General features: G+C 32.5%; 3 protein-coding genes and 1 rRNA gene. All 4 read left to right on the top strand.

Going from position 1 to position 7,281, the window contains the following annotated elements; translation table 4 throughout:
* Positions 1 to 176 precede the first annotated feature (176 nt).
* Positions 177 to 335 carry a hypothetical protein gene (locus tag MAGTDC_RS05505; RefSeq protein WP_278046923.1) on the top strand — a complete coding sequence of 53 codons (159 nt, stop codon included), beginning with the start codon at positions 177 to 179 and terminating at the stop codon, positions 333 to 335.
* 3,888 nt (positions 336 to 4,223) lie between these two features.
* The gene (locus MAGTDC_RS01930) at positions 4,224 to 4,421 is read left to right on the top strand and encodes a hypothetical protein (RefSeq protein ID WP_146656833.1); all 198 of its coding nucleotides are present in this window, start codon (positions 4,224 to 4,226) and stop codon (positions 4,419 to 4,421) included.
* Positions 4,388 to 4,687, top strand: a complete 300-nt coding sequence (locus MAGTDC_RS01925) for a hypothetical protein (protein ID WP_192573077.1) — start codon at positions 4,388 to 4,390, stop codon at positions 4,685 to 4,687. The genes MAGTDC_RS01930 and MAGTDC_RS01925 overlap by 34 nt, the downstream gene beginning before the upstream one ends.
* A 629-nt stretch (positions 4,688 to 5,316) precedes the next feature.
* A 16S ribosomal RNA gene (locus MAGTDC_RS01915) occupies positions 5,317 to 6,881 on the top strand.
* Positions 6,882 to 7,281: the final 400 nt, after the last annotated feature.

Below are 7,281 nucleotides of genomic sequence, written 5' to 3'. Positions count from 1 at the left end.
AACAACAAAAAAAAATGTAAGTACAATTATGATCGGAGTTTAGGTTTAAATCATAATTTTATTCCAATGATCAACTTATTCCGATCTATGTTTAAATCTTATTGTGTTTGGTAAATGTTTGGTAAACAGACCACCATCATACTTTCAAAGATATCGGTATTGTATCGGGATGTTAATTGAAAAATATGGTTATAAAAAGTAATTTGTTCAGTTATTCTCATGTAATAATTCTAATGGATGGAACGTTTGGCATCTGTGTTGTGTTGGTTTATCGGGTAGATCTGGATCATACCGAACGAATAGTACATGATATAATTTATTCAATCCGGTATTAGAATTTAATGTATACGTTTGGTTAATTTGTTAGTATGGAATTCATGTATAAGTGTACATATCGGTGTCATCAAGTTTGATTCATTTCATCATCATGTAGCCGAAGTTATATTTAAAACATTTGGTACATGTTCGTTTCGATCAATAAATGTGTATTTAAAACATCAACTCAACCAAAGGTTATCCAATAATAAGTTGAAATGTGATCATAATAGATTACGGATCAGGTAATTTGAGATCTGTTGTTAATATTTTTGAAATGGCGGTTGGAATGAGATATGTAAATTGTAATGTGTTTGTCATGAACAAACCTGACAATATAAGTAACAACAACAAAATTATTATACTAGGTGTTGGAAATTATTTCGATTGTTTAAACAATTATCAAGTATTCCAAATATGATTGATGGTTCTTAATTGTTTTTGTAAAGATAAAACTTACTCATTTCCTCGGATTATGTGTTGTCATGTTGTTATTGTTCGGTTTTTAGTTTTTGAAGACCATTGAACATGTGGTTTTAATTGAGTACCAAGTTCAGCAACAAAGTAATACCTCCACCTCGAAATATAAGAGTACCGCATATTGGTTTGGGATTTAATCAAAACGATTAACAATCACTTTTTTGTTTCCAACATCCACATCAAATAATTTCAGTCATAGCACTTACTTCGTTTGTTCTGTATGTTTACAAAAAAAATCCATGAGGTTTTTAATAAATTTATACTGACTGTTTATTAATCTTAACCGTTGTTAATACCATGGCAATTAATGGTCCAACGTTGTAATGGCTTATTATAAATGGTTCAAAATGTTCAGAATAATTACATGGTTTGGTATGTTATTGGTATCAAATCTGTAGTTGTTATATTTAAACGTTTAGTACAACAAAAATGAGATATATATTTTATATATAGGTATATAATTAATATGTTTGGTAAATTGTTTGATAGTTTTATTGTATGTTATGGTAGTGATAATTTGATATATTTCAAGATGTTTAGTGAGATTTGTTTGTGTTGTTAACGGTCTTAAATGTTGATGTTGGTTTTGATTCGTTTGGTTGTTTACGAACAAAATTCATGAGTAATCACTTCAAATGTATATTATACTTAAACTTATTAAAAGTATAAATGAATTACATGTTATAATTGAATATATTTTTAAATATTCGTTAGATAATAACCAACGATTAATACCTGATTAATCAATATAATTTACACTAAAACAACAACAAGGTAACAAGGTACAAGTTTGAACTTTATTGTGTTGTATCTGTTTCATGGGTTAAAAGAACCAGGGTCATAGGGTTTTTGTATCAAAATGTTAGGTTAATAGTTATACTTGTAGTTATAGAAGAATTATTTCTAGTATGATGTTTAAATATTATACATGTTTGGTATGGTTTTATAGTTATATTTATAATAATATATTTATTAATAGTTTTAATCAAATTGAATCTATTTCACATGTAATTCTATTATTATTATTTAATAATTTACCATGATAAATATGGTTGTTAAGATAACTGATCCAACATTGTAGTTACAGAGATATAAATCAGTGATCTGTCATTCATGTTCAACTTGGTTATTAATATCGGTTACTTAACACAACACCCATGCAAACACTCGATGTTAGTAGCATATATATATATATATACACATGTTTATTAATGTATTTGGATGTATCAACCCAAGATATACTTGGCATGTTTAATTAGATTTATCAGTTTGTAGTAACTGTTTATAATTAAATTAATTTCAGTTATGGGTTTTATTTATCAACATTCTAATCATTAATCTGACTTATTAGAGGTTTATCATTAATCTGTTTATTCTTACTACGAATATCGGCTCGTAACAACGTTGTAATGTTATGATGATTACCATCATGATCAATTTATTGATTAATTTATATATATAATTTATGGTTTAAGAAAAACCCATGAAGTGATTGGTTCTTCGTTGATTGGGGTTTTTTTCGTTGCGGTTTAATAGTTTTATGTTTAGATGACGGGTTGTAGTAATAAGACTGTATTATTAGCACCATGATGTAGTAGTTTCTGGGTTGTGTTCATGGGTATTTGTGTTTGTTAATGACTAATCAAAATGTTTGATCGTTTTACATAGAATTTAATCGATGAAGGTTGACATGTGGGTATATTGTATAACCTTGGTTAATAAAATAGTTAGTTGATTATAAATACCTTCAATGATTAGTTAACCACGTTATAAACCAATTACAACGTTCCAACGTTTGAGATCTTTATCGTTTAATTTCGGTTCTATATTTCCATAGGTTTAATCTGATTCTGTTGAACAAAATGTTAACAACATGTGGATTATGGTTAAGAGAACCGATTAAAACATCTACTTACATCCAAACATGTTAATAATTAACATCTATGTTGTTTAATTGAGATGGTGATTAGTTTGATACTTGTATATGTTAACGTTTCTATTGATGGATGATAACAACATAACAACAGGTATTTGGTTCTTAATTAATCATTTGATTTTAACTTATATTACTTATTAATTCAATTTATTTGATACATGTAGGTTAAATTATATCGTGATGTTGGATTTTTATCACTATCGATACAAGTATACGTATTTTTATTAAATTAATACAACCGATAGGTGGTTGTACCATTCATTCGTTGTAATTAACAATTGATGGTCTTAGACCATCCTTACATCCGTTGTATCTGTTCCATTGGTTTAACTTGTTTGAAATTTAAATAGGTAGGTTAAACAACAAAAAAAATAACAATGTATTATTAGATATATAATATTTATGTGGGCGTTTGGAGTGATTCAGTGTTTTATTCTATCATTGGTAATGGTTGTTGTTTTATTTCTATTAGTTAGTATTCGATTCAGTATCGATGATGTCATGCGTTTGGTTTGTTTTATTAACATTTAATTGATGGGTTTAAGTGTAGTTGGTTAACATATATAGAATAATTATAACCTCTTGTTTAGTCGGATTTTGGTTTATTTTGTTGTCGTAATGTAGGATTCAGATCAAATACATTCTTTGTATTATATCCTGTTTAATATAGGTATGTTTAATTAATGGCATGGAGTAAATTTGTGTTTAAATTATTGTTAGTTTTTGATATTAATGATGGGATTTTATGATGTTTATGTTCGATAAGTTATATTATGGTTGATGGTAATTTTAAGTTCCGAAAACAGGTATTTATTAAATCATTATATTTTTAAACATAGGTTGGTATAGTAGTTGTTTTTATGACTTGATTAAACATCATGATAAAGTATACAATCCGATGTATACCTGTTTGATTTATAATCTGTAACTTGATTATTTATGATATATTTTAACAACACTGTCGTTTGGCAACCGAACGTTGGTAACAACGTAGAGGTGGGATATATATATATACACATATACACCTACACACACGCATATATATATTTGTTCGGTGTTATAAGTTTTCGTTTAATCTATCTACAACAACATCCATGTCATGAGATAATGGCTTCATCATGATGTTTATTATTATTTATGTATAGGATTATTCTTTGTTGATGGGTTTTATTGCTTAAAGTGATTAATGACTAAACGTTGTGAGGTGTTAATGTTTATGTCTTCGTTTGGTTAAATTAATTTCATTTATTAATTTGGTAGTTAGGAGTGGTAGTTATCGTGATGAATGTGAGTGTTTGGACGTTGGTTCCGGCCATTATTAGTATGAGTTATACCATTGAAGTTACAAACGTTTATACCAAATCATTCGATGGTAGTCGTTATTAATTCGATATCCATGTTGAAATATGGAACAACGGATACAACGTTGTCATGATTTATTTTTGGGTATAGTAAGATAGGTTAAATGTAATTTACTTGTTGGTTTTTATCGATGTTAACATTTGTTATCTGTTTGATACAACATGTTCGGATTACAGTTATGTTTAGATGTTGGTTTGGTCGTTGTTTAGTAAAGATGTTGTGGTTCGATGGTAATTTATCAATGGCATGTTTTGTCATGTGTTTGGTATGTTATCTGATAATAGTGGTGCATGAATGTGTTTGGTTAGTTCAAGGAGAGATGTTATAACAGAGATCGAAATGTCTATTATTAATCGATGGTATTGGGTTTGGGTACGAAGTGGGAGGGAAGAAGTGAGGGTTGTTGTTATTTCGGGTTGGGATGTTGTATTTGATAACAAAAAAAAGATGTTATTGATTTATTGATGTTGTACATGGATTATGTTAGGTACTTGTCATTATGATTGATGTGTGTTGTGGGTTTATAATAAAGTTGTGATAGGTTCGATGAAATGAGATAGATGTGTTATGTTTAACGGAAATATTTGTGTTTAGTTCGTTTGGGTGTTGGTGTTGTAGTTGCATTTATGTTGGTTTTTGATGATAAGATATTATGATATTAAACAATCCGTATAAGCATGATGGTGATTATGTTGTTTGATGTTATGGCATCGAAGATGCCTTCGATAGAAGATCAGCGAGATAGATGGTGTTATTTGACCGTAATGTAATAGACTTACTGGTTGTAGCCGCAACACGTTAATGACATGTTTGATTCAATTTGTTTTTACGTTTAAATTGGAAATGTGGTGATTAAGTACAACCGAATAAGGGTTTCGACCCCTTATGTATCAATTATAGACTTTGATAGTGTTTGACGGTTAGTGAAGTTATCTTATAGAATACTTACAACGTTTGAAACGTTCGATGTTGTGGTTTTTTATTATATTTATTATTGTTTGAGTTTTATGATTCGGTCGTTGTTCATTTCTTGAAGATTTTTATCTACATTTTTGTTATTCAGTTATCAGTTTTGTTAAAGGTTGGAATCTGAAAACGTTTGTTTGATACTCTTGACTTTTCTTGAGTTTAAGAGGGAATGGAGGTCGAATGACCTTCTAAGCTTGGTTTTAAGCTTTCAAATAAGTCATCTAAGACATCGTGTTAATTCGATTATGACTTAGATTTAAAAGAGTTTGATCCTGGCTCAGAACGAATGCTGGCGGCAGGCCTAACACATGCAAGTCGAGCGGACAACCTCAACAGGTTGTTAGCGGCGAACGGGTGAGTAACACGTGAGAATCTACCTTGTTCAACGGGATAGCTTAAGGAGACTTGAGGTAATACCGTATAATTCCAAGATTTTGGTAAAGATTTTGATCGGAACAAGATGAGCTTGCGGTAGATTAGCTAGTTGGTGGGGTAAAAGCCTACCAAGGCCAAGATCTATAGCTGGTCTGGGAGGATGGACAGCCACATTGGGACTGAGACAAGGCCCAAACTTCTACGGAAGGCAGCAGTGAGGAATATTGGACAATGGGCGGAAGCCTGATCCAGCCATGCCGCATGAGTAATGAAGATCCTATAAAAAGGGTACAGAATATGTACCTTGGGATTGTAAAACTCTGTTTGTTTAGTGATAATAGTGATAGTAACTGAACAAAAGCTCCGGCCAACTTCGTGCCAGCAGCCGCGGTAATACGAGGGGAGCGAGTGTTGTTCGGTATTATTGGGCGTAAAGGGTATGTAGGCGGTTTTGTAAGTCAACAATCAAATCTTGGAACTTAATTCCATAACGGATGTTGATACTGCATAACTATGAACTTAATAGGGATGAACACAATTCCAAGTGTAGAGGTGAAATTCGTTGATATTTGGAGGAGTACCAGAGGCGAAGGCGGTTCATTGGGTTAAGTTGACGCTGAGGTACGAAAGCGTGGGGAGCAAACAGGATTAGATACCCTGGTAGTCCACGCCCTAAACGATGAGTGCTAACATGTCGGATGTAAAAAAACATCCAGAAGGTACATCTTCGGATATGCCGGATGTTGCATATTTATGTTTGATTGTATAGCTAACGCGTTAAGCACTCCGCCTGGGGACTACGACCGCAAGGTTAAAACTCAAAGGAATTGACAGAGATCCGCACAAGCGGTGGAGCATGTGGTTTAATTCGAATCTACACGAAGAACCTTACCAGCTCTTGACATTTTAGGCTAAACATGTTGGAAACAACATGCCACTTACAAAACGTAAGAATGCCTTGAACAGGTGCTGCATGGCTGTCGTCAGCTCGTGCCGTGAGGTGTATGGTTAAGTCCTATAACGAGCGGAACCCTTACTCATAGTTGTCGAAACATATAGGCTCTCTATGAGAACTGCCAACAAAAAAGTTGGAGGAAGGAGAGGACAACGACAAGTCATCATGGCCCTTATGGGCTGGGCCACACACGTGCTACAATGGCAACTACAAAGAGTCGCAATATCGTGAGGTGGAGCTAATCTCAAAAAGTTGTCTTAGTTCGGATTGTACTCTGCAACCCGAGTACATGAAGTAGGAATCGCTAGTAATCGTGGATCAGCATGCCACGGTGAATACGTTCTCGGATCTTGTACACACCGCCCGTCACACCATGGGAATCGATTTTATCCGAAGGTTCTAGATTTAGAATTCAATGTAGGGTTGATGATCGAGGTGAAGTCGTAACAAGGTAGCCGTAGGGGAACCTGTGGCTGAAACTAATGAAATCGTGGTTTTTAGTTAAGACTACGTCACTTCTTTGAATAGAAGAAGTAAGAGTTGTTTGAAGAAGTACTAAATTCAGTACTTAATGGTTAAATTTTGAGTGGATTTTGTTGTATCGTTGATGTTGGTTTAGCAAACGTGGATACCTGTTTTAGGAACGTTTATTACAGAATAAATGTTGATGGAGTTCATCCATCTATCCACCATATTTATTTAATCCCATATACGTTTATTACAAATACCATGATCGATATCAAGTACAAACATTCAAGTTATGATAGGTCTATATAAATTAATTCACTATTAGTTCGTTAAAGAACAACGAAGTGAGATGTTATGTTCATGTGTTTGGGTTTTGTTCTTAATTCCAGTTATGGCTGATCGGTTTGTACAACATTTTGTT

This window comes from Candidatus Hodgkinia cicadicola, assembly GCF_002774925.1.
This window is presented reverse-complemented; position numbering and strand designations above follow the sequence as displayed.